Genomic DNA, 25,952 nt, shown 5'->3' with positions numbered 1-25,952 from the left:
GGGCTCGCGCCACTGCCTTCGCAGCCCCTCGTGGGATGCAGTTCGGGCGGAAAGCGGGGTGGCCCGAATGTCGATCCAGCCTAGCTCATCGCCGCCGCCTTGACCTGCGCATACACCGACACCCCTTCGCCCAGCGCCAATTCACGTACCGAGCGGTGGCTGACCCGGGCGAACAGGGTGGCCGCGCCCACCGCCAGCGCCACCAGGCACCAAGGGCCGTGCGGACGCAGTGCGGTGACGGTCGCCGGCAGGATGTTGAGGATGCTGCTGTGCGTGGGCGTGCCCCGCGCCAGGCTGACATCGCGCGCGGCGATGCGCAGGCGCACCGCGGCACCCGGCGGATGGCGCAGCCCGGCCAGCCACAGTGCACCACCGTCGAACACCGCCTGGCTCAGCTGGTCGCGCCCGTCGTGCAGCGCGATGCGCGCCGGGATCACCGCCGCGCAATCTTCACGCTGGTTGAACGGCGAATCCGGGTCGGCAAACAGTTGCATCGCCGGCGCGCACGCACGCACGCGACCGTCCTGCAGCCACACCAGGTGGTCGGCAAGCTGCGCCAGCTCGTCCGGCGCATGGCTGACATAGAGCACCGGCAGGGCGAAGTCGCGTGCCAGCCGCGCGAGGTAGGGCAGGATCTCGTCCTTGCGCGTGGCGTCGAGCGCTGCCAGCGGTTCGTCGAGCAGCATCAGCTGTGGGCTGACCGCCACCGCGCGCGCCAGCGCCACCCGCTGCCGCTCGCCGCCCGAGAGCCGGGCGACGTCCCGCTCGCACAGCGGGCCCAGATCGAACGCCTCGATGGCTTGCGCCAATGTCACCCGACGGGCAGCCGGGTGGATGCGCTGCCAGCCATAGGCCACGTTCTGCCGTACCGACAGGTGCGGGAACAGGCGCGCGTCCTGGAACACCATCCCGACCGGGCGCGCATGCGCCGGCAGCACCGTGGCACCGTCGTGCCAGCGGCTGCCGTTCACCTGCAGCCGGCCGGCCTCGGCCTGTTCCAGCCCGGCGATCAGGCGCAGCACGGTGCTTTTGCCGGCGCCGGATGGGCCGGCGATGCCGATGACACCCCGCCCGGGCAGGGCCAGATCGACATCGAGCGTGAATCCCGCCCGGGCCAGCCGGAAGCATGCCGCGATGCTCATGCCGCACCGCCGGCCAGGCCGCGCCGCCGGTTGAGGGCGTAGATCGGCAGCAGCATGGCCAGCGAGGCCAGCAAGAGGCCGCCGGCCAGCCGGTGCGCCGCCGCGTAGTCCAGCGCCTCGACATGGTCGTAGATGGCGATCGACAACACCCGGGTGGCGCCGGGAATGTTGCCGCCCACCATCAGCACCACGCCGAATTCGCCGATGGTATGTGCAAAGGTGAGCGTGAGCGCACTGATCACGCCGCGGCGCGTACACGGCAACACCACGCTGGCAAAGCGGTCCCACGGCGAGGCGCGCAGCGTGGCAGCGGCTTCCAGCAGCCCGGCGGGCACGGCGGCGAAGGCATCGCGCAGCGGCTGCACCATGAACGGCAGCGAATACAGCATCGAGGCGATCACCAGGCCGGGAAAACTGAATGCCAGCGCCGGCAGACCCAGCTGCTGCAGCGCCTGGCCGATGCCGCCGGCCGGGCCCAGCGCCAGCAGGAGGTAGAACCCGAGCACCGTGGGCGGCAGCACCAGCGGCAACGCCACCAGCGCATCGACCAGCACCGCGCCGGCACTGCGCGAACGCGCGAGCCACCAGGCCAGCGGCAGCCCGGCCACGAACAACAGCACAGTGGTGACCCCGGCCAGTGTCAGCGTGGTGCGCAGCGCCAGCCAGTCCTCCGGGCTCACCGTGTTTCTCCGCCGGGCGCATCGAACCCATGCCCGGCCAGGATGCGCCGCGCCTGTGCGCCTTGCAGCCACGCGAGGAAGGCGCGGGCCTGCGGCGCGGCACGGCCGGCGCGGATGACCACGCACGCTTGCGGCAGCGGCGCGTGCAGCGCCGGGTCGACCTCGGACCAATGGCCGCCGGCCAGTTGGGCGCTGTGCAGTTGCGAACGCGCCAGCAACGCCGCATCCGCCGCACCGCTGGCGGCGAAATGCGCGGCCTGGCCGACGTTCTCGCCGATGACCAGCCTGGACTGCAGTGCCGGCCACAGCCCGGCGCGCCGCAGCGCCTCCTCGGCACGCGCACCATAGGGCGCATGGCGCGGATTGGCGATGGCGATGCGGCCGATCGCGGCGGGATCGAGCCGGGCCAGTGGCGTGCGGGCGAGGGCACGGTCGCGGCTCCACCAGATCAGCCGCCCTTGTGCGAACACTGCCACCGGCGGCAGCGCCAGACCGTCGGCGATCAGTTGCGCCGGGTAGGCCCCGTCGGCCGCGCAATACAGATCGAACGGCGCGCCGCTGCGCACCTGCGCAGCCAGCTTGCCCGAGGCGCCGAACACCAGTCGCGGCGCCGGCTGCGTCCGCGTACCGTAGGCGGCGGCCAGCGCCTGCATCGCCGCCTGCTGGTTGGCGGCGGCGGCGATGGTCGGCGGCTGGGCCTGCGCCGGCAGGGCCAGCAGCAGGCCGGCGGCGCAGGCAATCACCCGCCCTCGGCCGGCGCGGCGGCTCATTGCAGCAACGGGGTGGCGGCCCCGTCCAGCTCGATGCCGCTGATCCGTGCCTGGCCGACCAGCAGCTGCAGATACTGGCGGGTGGCGATATCGCGGCTGCGCGCAGCCAGCGCGGTGGCGATCTGTGCGGCCACCGCCTCGAACGGCAACAGGCGTCCCGCCACGCGGTGCCGCACCCGGATGATATGCAGCCCGAAACGGGTGGCGACCAGCCGGGGCGCGACCGTGCCGACCGGCGCCGCAAACACCGCGCGCTCGAATTCCGGCACGGCGTCGCCGCGCTGCAGCTGCCCGAGCGAGCCGCCCACGGCGCCCGAAGGACAGTTGGACAATGCACGCGCATGCTCGGCGAAACGCTCGGGGTGCGCGCTCAGTTCGGCAAGCGTCTGCTCGGCCAGTGCGCGCAGCGCCGCCAGTGACGCATCCGCGGTGACCTGGAACAGGATGTGATCCACTTCCGCCAGCTCGCCGACCGTGAAATGCGCCGGATGCTGCTGGTAGTGCCGGCGGCAGGCCGCCTCGTCCGGCTCGGGCGGGCATACCGCCTGCGTCAGCAGCGCCTCGATGCGCGCGTGCTCGTCGGTGCCCGGCATACAGAGGCGCTCGGCCTCGTCCAGCAGCACACGGCGCAGAATGGCCGCCACGGTTGCGGCGCGGACCGGATTGGCATCGTCGTGGCAATCGGCCAGTTGCGTCGCCACGTCGGCATCGCTCAATTCATGGCGGTTCACGGTGATGGGCATGTTGCTTCTCCTGCGGCGATACGGCTCAGCGCGGCCTGACCAGCTGCCAGGCGCGGGCCAGGTAGGTCACCGATGCCAGCCCGCTCCAGACATGCACCAGCCGGGTGAACGGGAAGATCACGAACAGCGTCATGCCCATGAACAGGTGGGCCTTGAACAGCCAATGTGTCTGCGCGATCAGGTCAGCGGCGCCGCCACGCAGGGTGACGATATGTTGCGCCCAGCCCATCAGCAGCACCATTTCATGCCCGTCCAGATGCCCGGCCGAGACGACGATGGTCGACAGCCCCAGCAGCAGGGTCGCCAGCAACCAGCCAAGCAGCAGCTTGTCGCCGGAACGGGTGACGGCGCGCAGCCGCGGGTCGGTGAGCCGGCGGTGGAGCAGGATTGCCAGGCCCGCAAGGCACACGGTGCCCATCAGGCCGCCGGCGGCCATCGCGAACAGCTGCTTGGCGCCATGCGATACGCCCAGCGCATCCCAGACCGCAACCGGGGTGAGCAGGCCCACCGCGTGGCCGAAGAACAAGCCCAGGATGCCGACATGGAACAGGATGCTGCCCAGCCGCAGGTGGCCGCGGTGCAGCAGCTGCGAGCTGTCGGCCTTCCAGGTGTACTGCTCGCGTTCGAAGCGGGCGAGGCTGCCGAACAGGAAGACGGCGAGCGCGATATACGGGTACACGCCGAACAGGAACTGGTGAACGGTATTCATGAGGGTCTCCTAGGGCCTGCGGTGGAACTGCACGGTCTGCGCCGCGCCCGGTTGCGGCTTGAGCAGCGGCTCGGCGCCGTCGGCGGCCGGCCCGAACACTTCGAGCATCTCGTCCATGTCGCGCACCGGCGGCTCGCCCAGCGGCTGCGCGGTCACCAACGACTGCTGCTGCAGCACTGCGAACGCCGCGGCGTACGGGCTGCCGGCGCGCGCCAGCCGCCCGCCGATCGCGGCGATCACGTGGATGGCCTCGTCCAGCAGCGCCTGCGCCCGTTCTGCCGGGATGCACGACAGGAATTCGAGAAACAACGGCAGATAATCCGGCAGCTCGCTGCACGCGGCGTCGTCGCTGACCGGCTCGAAGCCGTGGCGCTGGTACTCATGCAGCAGGTCCACCATCGCCGAGCCGCGGTCACGGCTCTCGCCGTGCAGGTGCTCGAACAGGTAGAGCGCGTGGCCCGGATTGCGATCGAAGGTGGCGACGTAGTTTTCCTGCAGCGCGACCAGCGGGTGCTGTGCCAGGAAACCGGTCAGCGGCTGCAACGTGCGCCGCGCGGCCGGGTACGGTGCCAGCGCCGCGTCGATGTCATCCCGGGCGTCGCACAACGCCGCTTCGGGGTAGCTCAACAGGGCGCTCAGGATGCGATAGAGGTTCATGGCGGCTCCTACGGGTGCGGGTCTACGGCTGGCGCGCCTGCTTGCGCGACTTGGGCATGTCGATGAACAGCACGCTGCCGGCCTGCTTCTTGCCAAAGAGCGCGCCGTCCGAGACGCCGCCCGAACAGCCGTTGCCGAAGGTGAAGCCGCAGCTGCCCTTGTCGTTGAAGGCGTCCTCGACCTGCTCCTTGTGGCTGGACGGCACCACGAAGCGGTCTTCGTAGTTGGCAATGGCCATGATCCGGTACATGTCCTCGACCGTGGCCGCATCGAGCCCCGTCGACGCCAGCAGCGCCGGATCGCCCCGGCCGTGCACCACCTCGCTGCGCTTGTACGCCCGCATCGCGATCATCCGTTCCAGCGCGTCGATCACCGGCTGTTCCTTGCCGGCCGTGAGCAGGTTGGCGAGGTAGCGCACCGGGATGCGCAGGCTCTTCACATCCGGGATGATGCTGTCGCCGACCACGCTGTGCGGCATCTGCCGGTTTTCCGCCGCGCCCTGGATCGGCGAGAGCGGCGGGATGTACCAGACCATGGGCAGCGTGCGGTATTCGGGGTGCAGCGGGAACGCCACCTTCCAGTCCATCGCCATCTTGTAGACCGGGCTGTTGCGCGCGGCTTCGAGCCAGCTTTCGGGAATGCCCTGTCGCCGCGCTTCGGCAATCACTTCCGGCGCGTGCGGGTCAAGGAAGCACTTGAGCTGGGCTTCGTACAGATCCTGCTCGTCGGCCACCGCGGCGGCGGCCTCGATCCGGTCGGCGTCGTACAGCAGCACGCCCAGGTAGCGGATGCGGCCGACGCAGGTTTCCGAGCACACCGTGGGCTGGCCGGCTTCGATGCGCGGAAAGCAGAAGGTGCATTTCTCGGCCTTGCCACTCTGCCAGTTGAAATAGATCTTCTTGTACGGGCAGCCCGAGATGCACATGCGCCAGCCGCGGCACTTGTCCTGGTCGACCAGCACAATGCCGTCGTCCTCGCGCTTGTAGACCGAGCCCGAGGGGCACGAGGCGACGCAGGCCGGGTTCAGACAGTGTTCGCACAGCCGCGGCAGATACATCATGAAGGTGTTCTCGAAGGTGCTGTACATCTCCTTCTGCACCCCTTCGAACAGTGCGTCGCGGCTACGCGAGGCGAACTCGCCACCGAGGTCGTCCTCCCAGTTCGGCCCCCACTCGATCTTGTCCATCTTCTTGCCGGTCAGCACCGACACCGGCCGCGCCGTCGGCGGGGTCTGCGACAGCGGGGCGTTCTGCAGATGTTCGTAGTCGTAGGTGAACGGCTCGTAATAGTCGTCGATCGCCGGCAGATTGGGGTTGGCGAACAGGTTGGCCAGGATCCTGAGCCGGCCACCCTGGCGCGGTTCGAGCTTGCCGGCCGCGTTGCGCACCCAGCCGCCCTGCCATTTGTCCTGGTTCTCCCATTCCTTCGGGTAGCCGATGCCCGGTTTGGTCTCGACGTTGTTGAACCAGGCGTACTCAACGCCGTCGCGACTGGTCCAGACGTTCTTGCAGGTGACCGAACAGGTATGGCAGCCGATGCACTTGTCGAGATTCAGCACCATGCCGACCTGGGCTCTGATTTTCATTGCTTCGCTCCTTGCGTCGCTCGGTGAGGGGGGAGGAGTGAGGTGTCGCCTCAGCGCGCTCCCGCCACCGTCAATTCGATGGGTAACAACGTGGTGTGGGGTTACCCCTCACACCTCACGCCTTACCCCTCCCGGGCCTCGTCCAGCGGCCCTTCCAGCCAGTCCACCCGGCTCATCTTGCGCAACACCACGAACTCGTCGCGGTTGCTGCCGACGGTGCCGTAGTAGTTGAAGCCATAGGCCTGCTGTGCGTAGCCGCCGATCATGTGGGTGGGCTTGAGCACGGCGCGGGTGACCGAGTTGTGGATGCCACCGCGCTGGCCGCTCATTTGCGCGCCCGGCACGTTCACGATCTTTTCCTGGGCGTGGTACATCAGACACATGCCCTGCGGCACGCGCTGGCTGACCACCACGCGGGCGGTCAGCGTGCCGTTGCTGTTGAACACCTCGACCCAGTCGTTGTCGACGATGCCGGCCTGTCTGGCCTCGGCCTCGGAGATCCACACGTGCGGACCGCCACGACTCAGCGTGAGCATCCTGAGGTTGTCCGAGTAGGTGCTGTGGATGCCCCACTTCTGGTGCGGGGTGATCCAGTTGAGCACCAGCTCGTGGTTGCCGTTGGGCTTCCTGCCCAGCATCGGCGCCACCGTCTTGGTATCGATGGCCGGCTTGTAGACGCAGAAGCCTTCGCCGAAATCGAGCATCCAGCGGTGGTCCTGGTAGAACTGCTGGCGACCGGTGAGCGTGCGCCACGGGATCAGCTCGTGCACATTGGTGTAGCCGGCGTTGTAGCTGACCTCCTCGCTTTCCAGCCCGGACCAGGTCGGCGCCGAGATGATCTTGCGCGGCTGCGCCTGCACATCGCGGAAGCGGATCTTGTCGTGCTCGCGCCCGATGGCAAGGTGGGTGTGATCGCGGCCGGTGATCTTCGAGAGCGCCTGCCAGGCCTTCACCGCCACATGGCCATTGGTCTCGGGGGCGAAGGTCAGGATCATCTCGGCGGCGTCGATCGCGGTATCGAGCCGCGGTCGGCCCTGGCTCACGCCCGGCTCGGTCACGGTCCGGGTCAGACCGGCCAGCTCATGCACCTCGTGCGCGGTGTCCCAATTGATGCCCTTGCCGCCGTTGCCAAGCTTGTCGAGCAAGGGACCGACCGAAGTGAACTTCTTGTAGACATCGGCGTAGTTGCGCTCGACCACCACCATGTTGGGCGCGGTCTTGCCGGGGATCAGCTCGCACTCGCCCTGCTTCCAGTCCTTCGGCTCCATCGGCTGGCCCAGCTCGCCCGGGGTGTCGTGCATCAGCGGTTGCAGCACCACATCCTTGCGGGTGCCCAGATACGGCCCGCCGATCTCGCTGAATTTCTCGGCGATGCGCTTGTAGATCTCCCAGTCGGTCTTGCTCTCCCACAACGGCTGCACCGCCTCGGACAGCGGGTGGATGAAGGGATGCATGTCGCTGGTGTTGAGATCGTCCTTCTCGTACCAGGTGGCGGTGGGCAGCACGATGTCGGCATACAGGCAAGTGGTGCTCATCCGGAAATCGAGCACGGTCAACAGATCGAGCTTGCCCTCGGCCGCCTCCTCACGCCAGGTGACTTCGCTCGGGCGGATTGCATCGTTCGGGTCATCGAACAGTGCGTTCTGCGTGCCCAGCAGATATTTGAGAAAGTACTCGTGGCCCTTGCCGCTGGAGCCGAGGATGTTCGAGCGCCAGACGAACATGTTGCGCGGGAAGTTGTCCGGGTGGTCCGGATCGTCGCAGCTCATGCGCACCGCGCCGGATTTGAGCTGCGCGGCCAGATAGTCCGGCACCGCCTGCCCCGCGGCGGCCGCGGCATCGCACACGTCGAGCGGGTTGGTCTGCAGTTGCGGGGCAGAAGGCAGCCAGCCCATGCGCTCGGCCTTGGCGTTGAAGTCGATCATCGCCATCTGCGACAGGCGCGATTTGTCGGCGGTCGGGGCGAGGATCTCGTCGACATGCAGCTTTTCGTGGCGCCACTGGCTGGTGTGCGCGTAGAAGAAGCTCGTGCCGTTCATCTGGCGCGGCGGGCGTACCCAATCGAGCGCGAACGCCAGCGGCGCCCAGCCGAACTGCGGCCGCAGCTTTTCCTGGCCCACGTAGTGCGCCCAGCCGCCCCCGCTCTGGCCGACACAGCCGCACATCATCAGGAGGTTGATGATGCCGCGGTAGGTCATGTCCATGTGGTACCAGTGATTCAGCGCGGCGCCGACGATCACCATGCTCTTGCCGTGGGTATCGTGGGCGTTCTGCGCGAACTCGCGCGCTACCTGCACCACCAGCTCGGGCTTCACCCCGGTGTGCTTCTCCTGCCAGGCCGGGGTGTAGGGCACGTCGTCGTTGTACGACGTGGCCACGTTGCCGCCGCCCAGCCCCTGGTCGACGCCATAGTTGGCCAGCTGCAGATCGTGCACGGTGGCAACCAGCACACTGGTGCCATCGCCCAAGGTGATGCGCCGGGCGGCCACGTTGCGCACCAGCAATTCATCATGCTCGGCGCCGAAATAGCTGAAGCCGACGCCGACGATCTCGTCGTACGCATCCTTGAGGCTCAACAGCGGATCGATCTCGCGGCCACTGCCGCCGTCGCGGCTTTCCAGGTTCCAGCGGCCCACCTTGCCGGTACCGGCCTTGTCCTCACCCCAGCGGAAGCCGACCGAGCCGTTCGGCGCCACCAACTGGCCGGTGGCGGCATCGATCGCTACCGTCTTCCAGTCGGCGTTGTTGGCTTCCCCGAGCGCAGCGGGCAGCTGCGACGCGCGCAGGAAATGGTCGGGCACGTGGATACCGTCCTGCTCGCGCAGCTGCACCAGCATCGGCATGTCGGTGTACTGCTTCACATAGCCGGTGAAGTAGTCGGATGGGGTGTCGCGGTGGAATTCGGACAGCACCACGTGGCCCATGGCCAGCGCGAGCGCGGCATCGGTGCCCTGCTTGGGCGCAAGCCAGATGTCGCCGAACTTCACCATCTCGCCAAAATCGCTGGAGACGGCCACCGTCTTGGTGCCCTTGTAGCGCACTTCGGTATAGAAGTGGGCATCGGGCGTGCGCGTCATCGGCACGTTCGAGCCCCATACCATCAGATAGGTGGCGTTGTACCAGTCGGCCGACTCGGGCACGTCGGTCTGCTCGCCCCAGATCTGCGGACTGGCCGGCGGCAGATCGCAATACCAGTCGTAGAAGCTCAGGCACGCCCCACCGATCAGGCTGAGGTAACGTGCGCCGGCGGCGTAGCTGACCATGCTCATCGCCGGGATCGGCGAGAAGCCGATCACGCGGTCCGGACCGTATTGCTTGATGGTGTAGGCATTGGCCGCGGCGATGATCTCGGTGGCGGTATCCCAGTCGGCCCGCACGAAACCACCCTGCCCACGCACGCTCTTGTAGCGGCGGGCGTTTTCCGGGTTCTGGCTGATGTGGGCCCAGGCGGCGATCGGATCCATGGTCTGGCGCGCCTCGCGCCACATTTCGATCAGCCGGCCGCGGATCATCGGGTGCTTGACCCGCTGCGCCGAATACACGTACCAGCTGTAGGAGGCGCCACGCGGGCAGCCGCGCGGCTCGTGGTTGGGCAGGTCAGGCCGGGTACGCGGGTAGTCGGTCTGCTGGGTTTCCCAGGTGATCAGGCCGTTCTTGACGTAGACCTTCCACGAACAGGAGCCGGTGCAGTTCACACCGTGGGTGGAGCGCACGATCTTGTCGTGCTGCCAGCGCGAGCGATAGCCGTCCTCCCATTTGCGGTCCTCCCGCACCACCGCACCATGGCCATCGGCAAAGGTGGACTGCACCCGCGAGAGGAATTTCAATCGATCCAGAAAGTGGCTCATTGCGCGTCGCTCCAATCCGGCCGCAGCGCGACCGTTATGCATGAGGAATTCGCGCTTACTGTACGGATCGGGGCCGCCACCTCCCATTCACCGGAGGTGGAAGCAGCGGCAGGCAGTGGGACTAGGCCGGCTAGTGCGAACGGCGTAGGCCGGGGGTGCGCGGGGGCTCAGGAGTGGAACAGGATGGTCTGCAGTGACTCGGGTCTGGCCACCAGCTCGGCCAGGGTATAGCGGTCCAGTACCGCATAGAAGGCGGCCAGCGCCTCGGCCAATACCGCCGCGAGCCTGCAGCCGGGCACGATGCGGCAGGCCGGGTCGGTGCCGAAGCATTCGACCAGCGGGATTTCGCGTTCGGCCGCGCGCACCACCGCCCCCAGGTTGATCCGGTCCGGCGGCAACGCGAGCCGGATGCCGCCGCCCTTGCCCCGGAGCGATTCGATCACGCCACGCTTGGCCAGGTGATGCACCACCTTGGTGAGGTGGCTCTCCGAGATGCCGTAGGCGCCGGCCACCTGCTGGATGGTGGCAAGCCGGTCTTTGCACAGCGCCAGATACATCAGCACGCGCAGTGTGTAGTCGGTGAAGCTGGTGAGTTTCATGACGCCCTATCCGGGTAGCGCCCGGCCCAAGAAGATTCATCTGCTTTACATCTTAAACATCACAGCCGCCGCTGGGTACCGCCGGCAGCCCGGCGCCGTCCCGGCTGCGGGCTGCAGAGGACAGCGCGCGAAGGCGCAGCCTGCAGCGCCCGGCCGGGCTGATCATCCAAGCGGACTAGTTCCTCCGCGTGCGGCACCTTCCTCTTGCGGTGAATAGGCCAGCCCCCCGCCGCTCCTTAAGCTCACCGCAACCGGCATCACAGTCCGGCAGGGGGAGGCGTCCATGGAACAGGCAGCGGTCGGAAGAAAAGCGGTGGGCGTGCTCGCGTCCAGCACGTTCGCGTTCACGGTGTGTTTCGCGGTGTGGATGATGTTTGCGGTGATCGGCATCCCGATCAAGCAGCAGTTGGGCCTGAACGAAACCGAGTTCGGGCTGCTGGCGGCGATGCCGGTGCTGACCGGCTCGCTGGTACGGGTGCCGCTGGGGATCTGGACCGACCGCCATGGCGGACGCGTGGTGCTGTTCACGCTGATGCTGTTTACGGTGATCCCGATCTGGTTGATGGGTTATGCCACCACCTACTGGCAGTTCCTGGTGCTGGCGCTGTTCGTCGGCGTGGCCGGCGGCTCGTTCTCGGTCGGCACCCCGTATGTGGCGCGCTGGTTCCCGAAACAGCGCCAAGGGCTGGCGATGGGGGTGTTCGGCGCCGGCAACGCCGGCTCCGCCGTCACCAAGTTCGTGGCGCCGGCGCTGATCGTGGCCGCCGGCGGCGCCTGGAATGTGGTGCCGCAGGTATACGCGGTGGCCATGCTGGTCACCGCTGTGCTGTTCTGGGCCGGCTCGGCGACGAACCCGGCACACAACGTGGCCGCCGGGGCGCGCTTCGCCGACCAGCTCAGGATGCTGAAGGACCCACGCGTGTGGCGCTACTGCCAGTACTACTCGGTGGTGTTCGGCGGCTACGTGGCGCTCGCACTGTGGATGACCAAGTACTACATCGGCGAGTACGGCTTTGACATGCGCGTGGCGGCATTGCTGGCGGCGTGCTTCTCCTTGCCGGGCGGGGTGCTGCGCGCACTGGGTGGCTGGATCTCGGATCGCTACGGCGCCTACAGGACCACCTGGTGGGTGATGTGGGTGTGCTGGGTGGCGTTCTTCATCCTGAGCTATCCGCAGACCCGCTTCACCATCCTGACCACCGACGGCCTGCAGTCCTTCCAGATCGCGCTCGACCCGACCCTGTTCACCGCGTTGCTGTTCGTGGTCGGCATCGCCACCGCGATCGGCAAGGCATCGGTCTTCAAGTTCATCGCCGACGATTTCCCGCACAACATCGGCGCCGTCTCCGGCGTGGTGGGTCTTGCCGGAGGGCTGGGCGGCTTTCTGCTGCCCATCCTGTTCGGCGCCGCGCTGGACCTGACAGGGGTGCGTTCCAGCTGCTTCATGCTGCTGTACGGCACCGTGTGCGTCAGCCTCGTCTGGATGCACTTCAGTTTCCGTCCCGCCGCCCCGGCCGGCATCCAGCCGGCAGCGCAACCCTCGACAGGCACCTGAGCCGGCCGCGCCGCCCCTTCCTTTCATCCCTTCAATCGTCAGGAGCACAGCCATGTCCGCGCATGTACTCAAGCACTGGGAGCCCGAGAGCACCCAGTTCTGGCAGCAGACCGGCGAGCGTGTCGCCCGCCGCAATCTGTGGATCTCGATTCCCGCATTGATGCTGGCGTTCAGCGTCTGGATGCTGTGGAGCGTCGTGGTGGTCAATCTGGATAAGGCAGGCTTTGCCCTATCCAAGAACCAGATGTTCTGGCTGACCGCGCTGCCGGCCTTGTCGGGCGCGACGCTGCGCATCTTCTACTCCTTCCTGGTGCCGGTGTTCGGCGGTCGCAAGTGGACGGCGATCTCCACCGCCAGCCTGCTGATCCCGGCACTGGGCATGGGTTTCGCATTGCGCGACCCGGGCACCGGCTACCCGACGCTGCTGCTGCTGGCGCTGCTGTGCGGGCTGGGCGGGGGCAATTTCAGCTCCAGCATGGCCAACATCAGTTTCTTCTTCCCCAAGGCCAAAAAGGGCTTCGCCACCGGGCTGAATGCCGGGATCGGCAATCTGGGCGTGTCGCTGGTGCAGTTCCTCACGCCGCTGGTGATCTCATCGGCGGTATTCGGCGCGCTGGCCGGCGGCGGGCAGACCCTGGTGCACGACGGCGCGCAGCAGACGATCTGGCTGCAGAACGCCGGCTTCATCTGGGTGCCGTTCATCGTCGCCGCCACGCTTGCCGCATGGTTCGGCATGAACGACATCGCCGACGCCAAGGCATCGTTCGCCGACCAGGCGGTGATCTTCAAGCGCAAGCACAACTGGCTGATGTGCTGGTTGTATATCGGCACCTTCGGGTCGTTCATCGGCTTCTCGGCCGGACTGGCGATGCTGACCAAGTCGCAGTTCCCGCAGGTCGACCCGACCCAGTACGCCTTCATCGGGCCGCTGCTGGGCGCGCTGGTGCGTCCCCTGGGCGGCTGGCTGTCGGACCGCATCGGCGGCGCCCGGGTCACGCTGTGGACATTCGCCGGCATGATCGCGGCGGTGTTCGGGGTGCTGCACTTCCTGCCCGGCGCCGGCGCGGGGAATTTCCAGGGTTTCCTTGGCACATTCATCGTGTTGTTCGTGCTGACCGGCATCGGCAACGGCGCCACCTTCCGGATGATCCCGGTGATCTTCCTGACCGAGCGGCAGCGCGCCGCGGCGGGCCGGGGCGCGGACGCGCAACGGCAGGCCCTGCTCGACGGCAACAAGGAGGCCGCGGCGGTGCTGGGGTTCTCCGGGGCCATCGGCGCGTATGGCGGGTTCTTCATCCCCAAGAGCTTCGGCACCGCCATCGAATTCACCGGCACGCCCCATGCCGCGCTGTATTGCTTCATCGTCTTCTATCTGAGCTGCATGGCGGTCACCTGGTGGCATTACGCCCGCAGGCACGCACCGATGCCGTGCTGAGCACCGCCACGCCAAATCCCGTCCCAATTGGCCCCGAGGTTGGCCGGCCGGCCGCATGGCGGCCAGGTGGGCAACGGGGCCTGGATGAGGCGGGGCGTGGCCGCCGCAGCGGATTTGAAGATTCATAACAATTGCATCTTTTTAAAGATGCACGAATAATGAACCTTATCTTATGCGTCGGATCACAGGGAGGTCACACCATGAAGGCGTCACGCAGGTTATGGCTTTGGTTGGCAGGCGTGTTCCTGCTGTCCTTTGCCGCATTGGGCTGGATGGGCCGGGAAATCTATCTGGCAGCCCCGCCGGTACCGCAACGGGTGCTGGCCGCCGATGGCAGCGAGGTGTTCGGTCCGGGGCAGGTGATGCGGGGCCAGCAGGCCTGGCTCGCCGCCGGCGGCCAGCAGCTGGGTTCGGTCTGGGGCCACGGCAGCTACGTGGCGCCGGACTGGTCGGCCGACTGGCTGCACCGCGAAGCGGTGGCGCTGCGCGAAGCCTATGCGCAACAGCGGCATCGCCGCGCCTTCGTGCAGCTCAATGCCGAAGAACAGGCCGCGATTGCGGCGCGGGTCAAGCACGAGCTGCGCACCAACCGCTATGACGCCAAGAGCGGCACCGTGACCATGAGCGTCGAGCGCGCCCAGGTGGTGCGCGCCATCGCTGCGCACTATCGCAGCCTGTTCGGTACCGATCCCGCACTCGATGCGCTGCGCGAGCAATACGCCATGGTGCATGGCTCGATCGACAACGCAGCCGATCTGCAGGCACTGCCGGCGTTCTTCTTCTGGTCGGCCTGGTCGGCAGCGACCGACCGGCCGGGCGAGCGTGGTCTTTCCTACACCAGCAACTGGCCGCACGAGCCGCTGGTGGACAACACCCCCACCACCGGCAACGGCATCTGGTCGGTGGTCAGCGTGATCCTGCTGCTGGCGGGCATCGCCGGGATGATCCTGTTCTACAACCTGCATCACGACGATGCCGACCCGCAGCCGCCCAAGCACGATCCGCTGTTCGACCTGCAGCCCACCCCGTCGATGCGCGCCACCGCCAAGTATTTCTACGTGGTGATCGCGCTGCTGCTGCTGCAGGTGGTGATGGGCGTGATCAGCGCGCACTACGCGGTGGAAGGACAGACCTTCTTCGGCCTGCCGCTGGCCGACGTGCTGCCGTACGTGGCAAGCCGCACCATCCATACCCAGCTTGGCGTGCTGTGGATCGCCACCGCCTGGCTTGCCACCGGGCTGTACATCGCCCCGGCGCTGTCGGGCACCGAGCCGCGCTGGCAGCGCCTGGGCGTGAACGTGCTGTTCTATGCGCTGGTGTTGATCGTGGTCGGCTCGTTGCTGTGCGGCTGGCTGGGCACGCAGCAGCGGCTGGGCACCGACTTTGCGTTCTGGCTGGGCAACCAGGGGCTCGAATACACCAGCATGGGCCGGATCTGGCAGTACGGCCTGTTTGCCGGATTGATGATCTGGCTGGGCCTGATGGCACGTGGTCTGTGGCCGGCACTCAAGCGGCCGTCGGAGAGCCGCGGGCTGATCGCGATGGTGTTCCTGTCGGCCACCTGCATCGGCGCCTTCTACGCCAGCTCGCTGATGTGGGGCCAGCAGACCCACTACGCGATGATCGAGTACTGGCGCTGGTGGCTGGTGCACTTGTGGGTGGAAGGCTTCTTCGAGGTGTTCGCCACCGCGGTGATCGCGCTGATCTTCTCGCGGCTGGGCCTGATCCAGACTGCCACCGCCAATGCCGCCATCGTGCTGGAAACCATCGTCTTCCTGTTCGGCGGCATCCTGGGCACGCTGCATCACCTGTACTTCACCGGCACGCCCACCTCGGTGATCGCGGTCGGCGCGGTGTTCTCGGCACTGGAGGTGGTACCGCTGGCGCTGCTCGGCTTCGAAGGCTACCGTAACTACCGCCGCATCGGCGCCGCGCCATGGGTGGCGAACTATCGCTGGATCATCATGTGCTTCGTCGCGGTCGGCTTCTGGAACACCGTGGGCGCCGGTCTGCTCGGATTTGCCATCAACCCGCCGATCTCGCTGTACTACGTGCAGGGGCTGAACATGACGCCGGCCCATGGCCACGCCGCACTGTTCGGGGTGTACGGCATGCTCGGCATCGGCCTGACGCTGTTCTGCCTGCGCGGGCTGATGCCGCGCGATGCCTGGCAGGAACGGCCGCTGGCCGCCGCCTTCTGGCTGCTGAACATCGGGCTGGCGATGATGGTGTTCATGTCGCTGGTCCCTGCGGGCCTGTACCAGGCGTGGGCCAGCGTCAGCGAAGGGTTGTGGTACGCACGCTCACCGCAGATCATCCATTCGCCGGTGATGACGGCGCTGGTCTGGCTGCGCGTGCCGGGCGACATCGTGTTCGGACTGGGTGTGCTTGCACTGGGCGTCTTCGCGCTGCGGCTGCTGCGCCGGCCGGCGCCCGCGCCCCGGGACGCCGTCCGACCGCTGGCGGGAGCGGCCGGCAGCAGATAGCTGCATAACACGGCCTTCGCATAAGCGCGGGCCGTGTGCCGCACCCGGCGAAATCGGCTGCGCCCCCGGCAGGGCCTTTGCATAGGCAAAGGCCCTGTTTCCGTCCAGCTGCGCGGTCATGTGCAAACCCCGGCCGGCTCGGCATCCCTCTGCCAGCAGCCCGCAATACCGTCGATCTGCACAACGTGCCGTCGTCCGGCAGGCCGCGTCGGCCAGTCAGTTGAAGGCCCGGCCGGCACGTCGACACCGCTGGGACCAAGCCGGGCCAGGAGCCTGCATTCGATTTCATGCTTTTGGACGAACATCTCAAAGCCACGTCCCGTTCCGCATCGCAAGAACTGCTGACCGCCGTTCCCTAGCAAGCGCACCATGGCTGGGGCAACCAATCCACGGCCCGTTCGCAGGCAGGGCGGTCACCGCGGCCGACAATGGCCGGGCTCCCCGCAAGTCACCTGATGACGCTGCTGGGTGCCTTGCGGACATCGCGCCCGCCCCGGGACCGATGTCGGTTTGCAATGCAGCACCGCCTGCCTGCAGCACCCGGATCGTCGGTGGCGGTCAAGGCACAGGTGGCATCGGTGGCAGAAGCAGCGGTGGATCAGGCGGACCGCGGTCGGCGATCCACTGTCGGGACTGGAGCGCCTAAGCCCCAGGTGCAGCACGCGGCAATGCGGCCGTCCGTGCTTGGCGGTCCGGTGGTCTGGCCGGAGGGCTCAGCCCGCGCCATCGGCCTGGCGGCGGACATCAGCCTGCCTGGCGGCGATGCCGCTGAACGCGACCGCGAGCATGGCGGCGACGATCTCGTCGTCGTTCATCTTGCTGTACAGCTTGAGATACTCCACCGAAGGATCGCAGGTGCGGGCGTAATAGCTGTAGAGAATGACATCGGTCGGCAGATCCGCACGCAGTTCCCCCGCCTTCTTGCCACGCTCCACCAGCTTTTCCAGCGCACTGTTCAGCTTGAGCACCCGGGTCACGTAGCGCAGGTTGCGCGTCAGCATCTCGCGGACATGGCTGCTGGTGGAAGGCAGGAACGGCAGCCCGCCGGCCAGCCGCACCCGCAATGCCCATTCGAGCAGGGCCGACAGCTTGTCCCTGGGACCCTGCTCAGCGCTCAGCGCGTCGATGAAGGCCTGGGCACCATCGATCAGCCGGATCATGGCCTCGCCGACGAGATCCTCCTTGGACTTGAAGTGCTTGTAGAGGCTGGGTTTGGAGATCCCCACCTCCAGCGCGACGTCGTCCATCGTCATCAGATCAAAGCCCTTGCCCGCCAGGATGCGCGTGGTCGCGTCAAGGATGGCGTCCTCGCGCAGCTTGAAGGCTTGGTCCTTGAAGCTCAGCTTGCCTAAAATACTCATTGGTAATTTCGTTTACTGTGTGGTAGATTTTTTTTCGTGGCAGTGTGATCGTTATCTTAGCACGCGCTGCAGCAGGTTTCCGGCCGGAGACATCGACATCGAACGTGTTCTTTCCGTAACGACGTATCACTGGAGAGCAACGATGAAACAGTGGAAACAGTGGTTGACACGCACGGTGCTGGCAGCGACAGCACTGGGCTTGGCTGCCTGCAATGGCAGTGACGGTGACAACAGCGATGAGGCGAAGCCAACTGCCCAGATACGGGTGGTGCATGCATCGCCCGATGCGCCCAATGTCGATGTGTACGCCAACGGCAGCCGGGCGCTGGCCAACGTGCCCTACAAGGCCGCCAGTGCGCTGCTGACAGTCCCGGCGGGCAATCTGCCGCTGCGCGTGACGGTAGCGGGCACCGATACGGCCGTCGACTCCTTCACCGACGCGCTGCCAGCGCTGGAGGCCGGCAAGATCTACACGGTGTTTGCAGCCGGCCGGCTGGCACAGATCGCACCGCTGGCGATTGTGGAGGACAACCTCGCCCCTGCTGCTGGTCAGCTCAAGTTGCGCGTGGTCCATGCGGCACCGTCTGCCGGCAATGTCGATATCTACCTCACCGCACCGGATGCGGACCTGGCCACTGCCACGCCCGCTCTTGGCAACGTGGCGTTCCGCGCCGATTCCGGTGTCCTGCCGGTGGCCGCGGGCAGCTACCGGGTACGGATCACACCGGCGGGCAGCAAGACTGTCGCGTACGACAGCGGCACGCTGGATCTTGCGGCGGGCGCTGATCTGGTGGTTGCGGCGGTTGAGACCGAGAACGCGGTCTCGCCGGTCTCGCTGTTGCTGCTGACCCGCAATGCCGCCGCTCCGGTGAGCGAGCTGAAGGACGCGCGTGCGCGGGTCCGTGCCATCCACGCCATATCCGATGCGCCGGCGGTCGATGTGCTGGCCAACGGCGCGGCATTGTTCTCGGGCGTGAGCTACTACGCGGTTTCGGACTACGCTGCGGTTCCCGCTGCGGCCTACACCGTGACAGTGGCAACGGCGGCGGGTGGCACCGAGGTGATCTCGCAAGCGCTGACGCTGGATAGGGCAAGCAGCTACAGCGTATTCGCGATTGGCCTGGCTGCAGGGTCCGGCCCCACTGCGCCCCGTTTCCTGGTGGCAGCGGACAATCTTTCGTTGCCAGCAACCGGCTCGGCCAAGGTTCGTGTCGTCCATGCCTCGCCAGGGGCACCCAATGTCGACATATATGCCAATGGCAATCGCGTGCTGGCCAATGTGCCTTACCCTGCTGCGTCGGACTACCTGGAAGTGCCTGCCGGCAGCTACACCTTCGACGTGCGGCCCGCCGGCGATGCCGCGACAGTGGTACAGACGCTGACCGCAACGCTCGAGGCCAACCGTATCTATACCGTGGTCGCCCGTGGCGTGGTGGGCAGCAGCGGCGCTGCTGCCTTTACGCTCAGCCCGGTAGTTGATCGATAAACCCCAGACGGCGCCCGCTTGCAGGCGGGCGCCACGGAGCCATCATGTCCCATTCCGCCTTGCCCGACCGCCAGCGTGTTGCCGTGGTCGGTGCCGGTATCTCGGGGCTGGCCAGCGCCTATTTCCTGGCATGCCGGCACAAGGTGACCCTGTTCGAGGCCGCGCCCTATCTTGGCGGCCATACCAACACCGTGGACGTGGAGCTGGGCGGCATCCGCCACCCGGTCGACACGGGCTTCCTGGTCTTCAACGACAAGACCTATCCCAATCTGATTGCGCTGTTCGCCGAGCTGGGGGTGCAGACCCACGCCACCGGGATGAGCTTTGCCGTTTCGCTCGACGAGGGGGATTTCGAGTGGGCCGGCAGCAATCTCGATACCGTGTTCGCGCAGCGCCGCAACCTGCTCTCGCCACGCTTTCTTGGCATGTTGCGCGACATCCTGCGTTTCAACGCCGCCGCCGAGCGCAATCTGATCGACGTGGCGCAGAACGGCGCCACGCTCGGGGAACTGCTGGAACGCGGCCGTTACGGCCCGGCTTTCCGGGATTGCTATCTGCTGCCGATGGCTGCGGCCATCTGGTCAAGCGCTCCGCGCGACATCCTCGACTTTCCGGCCGCGACCTTTCTGCGCTTCTGCATCAACCATGGGCTGTTGCAGGTGAACAACCGGCCGCAATGGCGCAGCGTGCTCGGCGGCGGGCGGGAGTATGTGCGACGCATCGCGGCGGTGCTGCCGGACGTGCGCGTGGCCACGCCGGTCGATGGGGTCGAGCGCGACGAAACCGGCGTGCGTGTCAGCCACGGCGGTGTGACCGAGCATTTCGACGCCGTGGTGTTCGCCACCCACGCGCCCGATACCCTTGCCATGCTGTGCGACGCCAGCGACGACGAGCACCGGGTGCTCGGCACGGTGCGGTACCAGCCGAACACCGCCTGGTTGCATACCGACACCCGGCTGCTGCCGCGCCGCGAAAAGGCGTGGTCGGCATGGAACTATCTCGGCGGCACCCAGGTGGACGGCGAGCGGCCGGTCTGCGTCAGCTACCTGCTCAACCAGCTGCAGCGCCTGCCTTTTCGCGAGCCGGTCATCGTCACGCTCAATCCGTTCAACGAGCCCGACCCGGCCACGGTACTGGAGCGTTTCGACTATGCCCACCCGGTGTTCGACCATGCGGCGATCGCGGCCCAGCAACGGCTGTCACGCATCCAGGGACAACGGCACACCTGGTTTGCCGGCGCCTGGACCGGCTACGGCTTTCACGAGGATGGCCTCAAGTCGGCCTTGCGGGTGGCAGCCGGCTTCGGCGTCGCGCCTGCGTGGGCCAGGAGCTAGCAATGCAAGCGGCCCATCTGCTGTTCGGCCAAGTGATGCACCAGCGCCTGCGCCCGGTAAGCAACCGCTTTGTCTACCGCGCCTTTTGCGTGCGGCTGGATCTGGATCGCCTCGATGAGGCCGGCAACCGCTGGTTCGGCGTCGATTGCTGGCGTCCGCTCGCCGTGCATACCAGCGACTACGGCCCGCGTGACGGCAGTGATCTTGCCGGCTGGATGCGCAGCGTGCTCCGCGCCGCCGGCATCGCCGCCGACGGCCGGATCGCGCTGCAGACCTTCCCGCGCGTGCTCGGCTACGTGTTCAACCCGGTCAGCTTCTGGTACTGCCACGACCGCGCCGGCGCGTTGCTTGCGGTGCTGGCCGAGGTCAACAACACCTTCGGCGAAACCCATCGCTACCTGTTGGCCGCCGCCGACGGCAGCCCCATCACAGCGGAAACGGTGCTGCACAGCCGCAAGGTCCTGCACGTCTCGCCATTCTTCAGCGTGGAAGGCGTCTATCGCTTCCGCTTCCGCGACATGGCCACGACGTGCTTTGTCGGCATCGACTACCACGACAGCGCCGGCCTGGTACTCAAGACCGCGATCGGCGGCCGGCTGGTGCCGCTGACCGCGTCCCACGCGGTGCAGGCGCTGCTCGGCTATCCGCTGTTCACCGCGGCGGTGATCGCACGCATCCACTGGCAGGCACTCAAGCTGTGGTTCAAGCGCGTCCCCATCCATCGCAAACCGCTGCCGCCTGCGGCGGGCCTGTCCCAACCCGAGGAAACCGGATCATGAACCAGAGCGATGCGCTGTCGTTGCCGCCTGCCACCGTCCCAGTCGCCGGACGCGTGTTCCTGTCGCTGCTCAGCCGTATGGCGATCGGCCATCTGCATGTGATCACCCCGCTGGGCGAGCGCCTGGGTTTCGGCGTGGCAGGGGGCCTGGGCGCCGAGCTGCAGCTGAAGGATTGGCGCGCGTGCGATGCCATCCTTTCGGGGGGCGACATCGGCTTCGCCGACGCCGTGCGCAATGGCTGGGTAGACAGTCCCGACTTCACGGCGCTGCTGCGTCTGGCGATCCGCAACGAGAGGGAACTGGCGCCCGCGCTCTCGGGCAGCGTGCTGGCTTGGCTGTGGTACGGGCTGCGGCACCGGCTGCGCGCCAATACCCGCTCGGGCAGCCGCCGCAACATCCATGCGCACTACGACATCGGCAATCCCTTCTACGCATGCTGGCTGGATGCCACCTGGAGCTATTCCGCAGCGTTGTTCGAAGGCGACCACGATCGGGATCTGGAGGCCGCCCAGGCGGCCAAGTACCAGCGCATCGTCGACGTGCTCGGCCTGCAACCCGGCATGCGGGTGCTCGAGATCGGCTGTGGCTGGGGCGGCTTTGCCGAGCATGCGGCGCGACAGGGCATCGCCGTGCACGGCATCACCATCTCGCCGGCACAGCTGGCGCTGGCGCAGCGCCGCATCGCGGCGGCCGGGTTGCAGCACCTGGTTGATTTGGAACTGCTGGACTACCGCGATCTCACCGGCGAGTACGACGCGGTGGTGTCGATCGAGATGTTCGAGGCGGTCGGTGAGCGCTATTGGCCACGCTATTTCGCCGGCGTGCGTGACCGGCTGCGTGCCGGTGGATGCGCGCTGATCCAGTCGATCACCATCGCCGAAACGCATTTCGCCCGCTACCGTGCCGGCAGCGACTTCATCCGCGAGTTCATCTTTCCGGGTGGCATGCTGCCAAGCATCGAGCGCTTCAGCGCCACCGCGGCGCGGCGCGGTCTCACCACCGTGGAGGCATTCCGCTTCGGCCCTGACTACGCCGAGACATTGCGGCGCTGGCGCGCAGCCTTCGAGCGCGAGCGTGATGCGATCGTCGCGCAAGGCTTTGACGAAGTGTTCATGCGCACCTGGCAGCTGTATCTGTGCTACTGCGAAGCCGGGTTCGATGAAGGCCGCACCGACGTGGCGCAGTTCCTGCTGCGGCGGGAGCCGTGAGATGAGGGCACTGCTGCTCGCCATGCTGCTGCTCTGCGCCTTGCCGGCATGGGCGGGCTGGCGCAACGACGTGGTCGGCGCCCGCGTGGTGGGCGAGGGGCAGTTGCGCTGGCTGGGGCTGCGCATCTATACGGCGCGGCTGTGGAGTGGCAGCGATCCGTTTTCCAGCGAAGCGCCGTTCGCGCTGCAGCTCGATTATCACCGCAGCATCAGTCGCGAGCGGCTGGCCGCGACCAGCATCGACGAGATCCGCCGGCTGTTCGGCGGGCGCTACAGCGAAGCGCGGCTCGAAGGCTGGCGTGCGCGCATGCTGCAGGCCTTCGTCGACGTCCAGGCCGGTGACCGCATCGTCGGCGTGTTCCAGCCCGGTGTCGGCGCCCGTTTCTATGCCGGGGAGCGGCTGACCGCCGACATCGCCGATCCCGAGTTCGCCCGTGCCTTCTTCGCCATCTGGCTCGCGCCGGACACCCGCGATCAGGCACTGCGCGCTCAGCTGCTGGGGAGCGCGCCATGAGGGCGCGCCACCACCTCTGCTACGGCTTGCTCGGCCTCCCACTCGCCATGGCGGCGCTGCCGATCTATGTGCAGGCACCGGCCTACTACGCCGACCGGCTGGGCTTGTCACTGGCGCTGACTGGCATGGTGCTGTTCGGCGCACGCCTGGTCGATACCGTGCAGGACCCGTGGCTCGGCCGCGTCATCGACCGGCTGGCCCGGCGCGGACGGCTGGCGGGGTGGATGCTGCTGGCCGCGATCTGCCTGGCGCTGTCCTTCGCCGGCATGTGGCTGCCACCGGCAGCCTTCGTGGCCGCAGCCGGACCGGCCGGCGCTGCGCCGTGGCTGCTCGCCACCTGGTTCGGTGCGATGCTGGTGGCGGTCTACACCGCGCACAGCGCGCTCAGTATCGCCTACCTCGCCTGGGGCGCGCGGCTGGCCGACGACGAGGCCACGCTGACCCGCGCCGCCGTCTGGCGCGAAGGGGCGGGCCTCGTCGGCGTGGTGCTGGCCAGCACGCTGCCGGTGTGGTTGCTGGCGCGCCCGGCGGGCATGGCGCCGTTCGCCGCGCTGTACGCCGTGCTGCTGGCGCTCGGCGTGCTGGCGCTGTTGCGCCTCGCGCCGCCGTGGCGCAATGCCTTGTCCGCAGTGCAACCGGACTGGCGCGCCGCCCTGCGCCAGCCGCGCTTCGTGCGCCTGCTTGCGCCTTATTTCGCCAACGCCGTCGCGGTGGCCATCCCGGCGACGCTGGCGCTGTTCTTCATCAACGATCGCATCGGCGCGGCGCAGCACGCCGGGCTGTTCCTTGGCGCCTATTTCCTGGCCGGCGCCGCCGGCCTGCCGTTGTGGACACGCATCGCCGCCCGCCGGGGCGCGGCGCGCGCATGGCAGCTCGGGATGGGGCTAACGGTGCTGGCCTTCATCGGCGCCGCGCTGCTGGGGCCAGGTGATGTCGCGCCCTATCTGGCCGTGTGTGTGCTGTCCGGCCTGGCGCTGGGCGCGGACCTGGCGTTGCCACCGGTACTGCTCGCCGAACGCATCCCTGCCGACGAGCAGCCGGCCGGCTACTACGGCGTGTTCAGCCTCACCGGCAAGCTGGCGCTGGCGCTGTCGGGGCTGGCCTTGCCATTGCTGGCGGGGCTTGGTTACCAGCCGGGGCGTCCGGCGGGGATCGAACTGGCCGTTGCCTATGCATTGTTGCCCTGCGGTTTCAAGCTGCTGGCCTGGTGGCTGCTCGGGCGTCTGATCAAGGAGGAAACACCATGATGCGCAAGCTGTTCAGTCTGATGGCGCTACCGTTTGCGGTTGCCTGCAGCGCCCCGTCGGTGACGCGATATGCGGCCGAGCAACCGAAGCTCGATCTCGTGGCCTACTTCGCCGGCACCGTCGACGCCTGGGGCATGTTCCAGAAGCGCAACGGCGAAGTGGTCAAGCGGTTCACCGTCCAGATCACCGGCCGCCGCGACGGCGATCGATTCATCCTCGACGAACGTTTCCGCTACAGCGATGGCAACACCGATCGCCGCGTATGGACACTGACCCAGGACGCAGACGGGCGCTGGCGCGGCACCGCCGGCGATGTGGTCGGCCAGGCGCGGGGCGAACTGGCCGGCAATGCGCTGAACTGGCGCTATACGCTGAAGCTGCCGGTCGATGGCAAGGTGTACGAGGTCCAGCTCGACGACTGGATGTTCCTGGTGGACGAGCACACGCTGATCAACCGCGCCAGCATGAGCAAGTTCGGCTTCGACGTCGGCGAAGTGACGCTGTTCTTCCGCAAGCGGCAGCCATGATGCCCGGCGCCATGAATCCGTGCTGGCAGGACTGGCACGGCAAGCGGGTCTGGCTGATCGGGGCGTCGAGCGGCATCGGTGCTGCATTGGCGCAGCGCCTGCTTGCCGCCGGTGCGCGGGTGGCGGTGACGGCACGCGACGCGGCACGGCTGGAGCAGGTCGCGCTGGGACAGGCGCTGCTGTTGCCGTTCGACGCCACGGTGCCGCAGGCCTGGAGCGACGCCTGCAGCAGCCTGCAGGCCCAATGGGGCGGGTTTGATCTGGTGGTGTTCTGCGCGGCCGTGTACCGGCCGGAGCGCGCCTGGGAGGTGGTGGCCGACCAGGCCCGCCAGACGCTGGCGACCAATCTCAACAGCGTCTACTACGGGCTTGAGGCGGTACTGCCGCCGTTGCTGCTGCAAGGATCGGGGGGCATTGCCATCATCGCCAGCGTCGCTGGCTACCTCGGCCTGCCGGGCGCCACCGTGTACGGCCCGAGCAAGGCGGCACTGATCAACCTTGCCGAGCTGCTGTATGCCGACCTGCATCCACGCGGGCTCGGCGTGTATCTGATCAATCCGGGCTTCGTGAAGACGCGCCTCACCGCCAAGAACCGCTTCGCCATGCCGGCACTGCTGACGCCGGAGCAGGCGGCCGAGGCCATCATGGCGGGCCTGGCCCGCGGCCGCTTCGAAATCGATTTCCCGCGCCGTTTCACCCGCCTGCTGCGTGCGTTCAGCCTGCTGCCGTATCGTGTGCGCTTTGCACTCCTGAACCGGGCACTGAAACTGCAATGAGCCGACTCGACCTGCTGATCGCCTGGTACGAAAGCCTGTGTCCCGAAACGCTGGCCGAGCTGCCGCTGTTCTACGCCGCCGATGCGCGCTTCAAGGATCCGTTCAACGACGTGCGTGGCCATGCCGCAATCACCGCGGTGTTCGCACACATGTTCGCCACCACGCAGGCGCCACGCTTCCTGGTGCGCGAGCGGCTCGCGGACACGCATCAGGCCTTCGTCACCTGGGACTTCGAGTTCGGACTCAAGGGCAGGCGTCATACCGTGCACGGCACCACGCGCTTCGTGTTCGATACGGAAGGTCTCGTCGTCGAGCACCGCGACTACTGGGACGCGGCCGAGGAGCTGTGGCAACAGCTGCCGGTGCTGGGACCGATCACGCGCTGGTTGCGGCGGCGCTTCGCATCATCCTGAACCCGATGCCGGTCGTACGGCGCGGGGGCCCGACGCATCCGGCCGCCCCAGGGTCGACCCGGCGGCGACGGGCATTGCGACCCGACGGCCCGCGCATG

The 25,952-nt window shown here is 67.4% G+C and carries 22 protein-coding genes; 12 read left to right on the top strand and 10 right to left on the bottom strand.

What is annotated here, in order from left to right; translation table 11 throughout:
• Positions 1 to 80: 80 nt before the first annotated feature.
• The 9 genes from modC to N8I74_RS02170 all read right to left on the bottom strand — a co-directional run bounded on the left by modC (position 81) and on the right by N8I74_RS02170 (position 10,733).
• Positions 81 to 1,142, bottom strand: a complete 1,062-nt coding sequence (gene modC, locus N8I74_RS02210; RefSeq protein WP_263125288.1) for a molybdenum ABC transporter ATP-binding protein — start codon at positions 1,140 to 1,142, stop codon at positions 81 to 83.
• Complete coding sequence (gene modB / locus N8I74_RS02205) at positions 1,139 to 1,822, bottom strand: molybdate ABC transporter permease subunit (RefSeq protein ID WP_263125287.1); 684 nt, start codon at positions 1,820 to 1,822, stop codon at positions 1,139 to 1,141. The genes modC and modB overlap by 4 nt, the downstream gene beginning before the upstream one ends.
• On the bottom strand, positions 1,819 to 2,592 hold the full coding sequence (gene modA / locus N8I74_RS02200; RefSeq protein ID WP_263125286.1) for a molybdate ABC transporter substrate-binding protein: 774 nt from the start codon (positions 2,590 to 2,592) through the stop codon (positions 1,819 to 1,821). The genes modB and modA overlap by 4 nt, the downstream gene beginning before the upstream one ends.
• Entirely contained in the window at positions 2,589 to 3,335 is a 747-nt protein-coding gene (locus N8I74_RS02195) for a peptidylprolyl isomerase (protein WP_263125285.1), read from the bottom strand. Before N8I74_RS02195 ends, modA begins: the two co-directional genes overlap by 4 nt.
• A gap of 25 nt (positions 3,336 to 3,360) precedes the next feature.
• On the bottom strand, positions 3,361 to 4,044 hold the full coding sequence (narI, locus tag N8I74_RS02190; protein WP_263125284.1) for a respiratory nitrate reductase subunit gamma: 684 nt from the start codon (positions 4,042 to 4,044) through the stop codon (positions 3,361 to 3,363).
• A gap of 9 nt (positions 4,045 to 4,053) precedes the next feature.
• A complete protein-coding gene (narJ, locus tag N8I74_RS02185; RefSeq protein ID WP_263125283.1) occupies positions 4,054 to 4,701 on the bottom strand; it encodes a nitrate reductase molybdenum cofactor assembly chaperone in 648 nt (215 codons plus the stop codon).
• Between the two features lie 22 nt (positions 4,702 to 4,723).
• The gene (gene narH, locus N8I74_RS02180) at positions 4,724 to 6,286 is read right to left on the bottom strand and encodes a nitrate reductase subunit beta (protein ID WP_263125282.1); all 1,563 of its coding nucleotides are present in this window, start codon (positions 6,284 to 6,286) and stop codon (positions 4,724 to 4,726) included.
• Between the two features lie 122 nt (positions 6,287 to 6,408).
• Complete coding sequence (locus N8I74_RS02175) at positions 6,409 to 10,134, bottom strand: nitrate reductase subunit alpha (protein ID WP_263125281.1); 3,726 nt, start codon at positions 10,132 to 10,134, stop codon at positions 6,409 to 6,411.
• 167 nt (positions 10,135 to 10,301) lie between these two features.
• Positions 10,302 to 10,733: an RrF2 family transcriptional regulator gene (locus tag N8I74_RS02170; RefSeq protein WP_263125280.1), complete on the bottom strand. Its 432-nt coding sequence runs from the start codon at positions 10,731 to 10,733 to the stop codon at positions 10,302 to 10,304.
• A 283-nt stretch (positions 10,734 to 11,016) separates the two neighbouring features.
• Between N8I74_RS02170 and N8I74_RS02165 the strand changes: the two genes are divergently transcribed.
• The 3 genes from N8I74_RS02165 to N8I74_RS02155 all read left to right on the top strand — a co-directional run bounded on the left by N8I74_RS02165 (position 11,017) and on the right by N8I74_RS02155 (position 16,209).
• Positions 11,017 to 12,288, top strand: coding sequence for an MFS transporter (locus tag N8I74_RS02165; RefSeq protein WP_263125279.1), 1,272 nt, complete (start codon positions 11,017 to 11,019; stop codon positions 12,286 to 12,288).
• Between the two features lie 52 nt (positions 12,289 to 12,340).
• On the top strand, positions 12,341 to 13,723 hold the full coding sequence (locus N8I74_RS02160; protein WP_263125278.1) for a NarK family nitrate/nitrite MFS transporter: 1,383 nt from the start codon (positions 12,341 to 12,343) through the stop codon (positions 13,721 to 13,723).
• A gap of 200 nt (positions 13,724 to 13,923) precedes the next feature.
• Entirely contained in the window at positions 13,924 to 16,209 is a 2,286-nt protein-coding gene (locus tag N8I74_RS02155) for a nitric-oxide reductase large subunit (protein WP_263125277.1), read from the top strand.
• 713 nt (positions 16,210 to 16,922) lie between these two features.
• Here the strand turns inward: N8I74_RS02155 and N8I74_RS02150 are convergent.
• Entirely contained in the window at positions 16,923 to 17,570 is a 648-nt protein-coding gene (locus tag N8I74_RS02150) for a TetR/AcrR family transcriptional regulator (protein WP_263125276.1), read from the bottom strand.
• 142 nt (positions 17,571 to 17,712) lie between these two features.
• Here N8I74_RS02150 and N8I74_RS02145 point away from each other — a divergent pair, with 142 nt between their 5' ends.
• From N8I74_RS02145 to N8I74_RS02105, 9 genes are read left to right on the top strand one after another with little or no spacing between them, the layout of a single operon-like run.
• Positions 17,713 to 19,056 carry a DUF4397 domain-containing protein gene (locus N8I74_RS02145; RefSeq protein ID WP_263125275.1) on the top strand — a complete coding sequence of 448 codons (1,344 nt, stop codon included), beginning with the start codon at positions 17,713 to 17,715 and terminating at the stop codon, positions 19,054 to 19,056.
• Between the two features lie 44 nt (positions 19,057 to 19,100).
• Positions 19,101 to 20,390, top strand: coding sequence for an NAD(P)/FAD-dependent oxidoreductase (locus N8I74_RS02140; protein WP_263125274.1), 1,290 nt, complete (start codon positions 19,101 to 19,103; stop codon positions 20,388 to 20,390).
• 2 nt (positions 20,391 to 20,392) lie between these two features.
• Entirely contained in the window at positions 20,393 to 21,169 is a 777-nt protein-coding gene (locus N8I74_RS02135; protein ID WP_263125273.1) for a DUF1365 domain-containing protein, read from the top strand.
• A complete protein-coding gene (locus N8I74_RS02130; RefSeq protein WP_263125272.1) occupies positions 21,166 to 22,377 on the top strand; it encodes an SAM-dependent methyltransferase in 1,212 nt (403 codons plus the stop codon). Before N8I74_RS02135 ends, N8I74_RS02130 begins: the two co-directional genes overlap by 4 nt.
• Before the next feature lies 1 nt (position 22,378).
• Positions 22,379 to 22,891 carry a chalcone isomerase family protein gene (locus tag N8I74_RS02125; protein WP_263125271.1) on the top strand — a complete coding sequence of 171 codons (513 nt, stop codon included), beginning with the start codon at positions 22,379 to 22,381 and terminating at the stop codon, positions 22,889 to 22,891.
• Positions 22,888 to 24,138 (top strand): MFS transporter, encoded by a 1,251-nt coding sequence (locus tag N8I74_RS02120; RefSeq protein WP_263125270.1) that lies wholly within the window; start codon positions 22,888 to 22,890, stop codon positions 24,136 to 24,138. Before N8I74_RS02125 ends, N8I74_RS02120 begins: the two co-directional genes overlap by 4 nt.
• On the top strand, positions 24,135 to 24,665 hold the full coding sequence (locus N8I74_RS02115) for a DUF3833 domain-containing protein (RefSeq protein ID WP_263125269.1): 531 nt from the start codon (positions 24,135 to 24,137) through the stop codon (positions 24,663 to 24,665). The genes N8I74_RS02120 and N8I74_RS02115 overlap by 4 nt, the downstream gene beginning before the upstream one ends.
• A gap of 11 nt (positions 24,666 to 24,676) precedes the next feature.
• On the top strand, positions 24,677 to 25,441 hold the full coding sequence (locus N8I74_RS02110; protein WP_263125268.1) for an SDR family NAD(P)-dependent oxidoreductase: 765 nt from the start codon (positions 24,677 to 24,679) through the stop codon (positions 25,439 to 25,441).
• The gene (locus N8I74_RS02105; protein WP_263125267.1) at positions 25,438 to 25,854 is read left to right on the top strand and encodes a nuclear transport factor 2 family protein; all 417 of its coding nucleotides are present in this window, start codon (positions 25,438 to 25,440) and stop codon (positions 25,852 to 25,854) included. Before N8I74_RS02110 ends, N8I74_RS02105 begins: the two co-directional genes overlap by 4 nt.
• Positions 25,855 to 25,952 lie beyond the last annotated feature (98 nt).

This window comes from Chitiniphilus purpureus (genome assembly GCF_025642115.1).
GTDB classification, from domain to species: domain Bacteria; phylum Pseudomonadota; class Gammaproteobacteria; order Burkholderiales; family Chitinibacteraceae; genus Chitiniphilus; species Chitiniphilus purpureus.
This window is presented reverse-complemented; position numbering and strand designations above follow the sequence as displayed.